This is a genomic window from Psychroflexus sp. MES1-P1E, from assembly GCF_002836055.1.
Taxonomy (GTDB): domain Bacteria; phylum Bacteroidota; class Bacteroidia; order Flavobacteriales; family Flavobacteriaceae; genus Psychroflexus.
This window is the reverse complement of the sequence record NZ_PJBS01000053.1, coordinates 1-312: the sequence shown is the minus strand read 5'-3', so window position 1 is coordinate 312 and position 312 is coordinate 1. Positions and strand designations below refer to the sequence as shown.

The following is a 312-nucleotide window of genomic DNA, read 5'->3' as shown; positions in this document are numbered from 1 at the left end:
TATTATAACTGGACAAACGCTTAATGAAATAGATGGTTTTTTCGAAACAGGGATTTTAACGGGTCACTTATACTTTGATGAAAATGGCAATGGTACTCAAGAGCCAAGTGAAGCAGATATGCCAAACGTTGATGTAGAAATTACTGATTCTTTCAGTCAAGTTCAGACTGTAACGACAGATGCCAACGGTGATTGGAGTATAGGATTATCACCTGGTAATGCTACATCAAATATCGATGAAACTGATCCAGATTTCCCAACGGGAGCAGCACAAACAGAAGGGGACGATCCAACCACGACCACTATTGTAAC

The 312-nt window shown here is 40.1% G+C and carries 1 protein-coding gene; it reads left to right on the top strand.

From position 1 onward, the window contains the following. Positions 1-312, top strand: a 312-nt coding sequence (locus CXF67_RS00290; protein WP_219620998.1) for an SdrD B-like domain-containing protein, incomplete at both ends; no start/stop codon positions are given.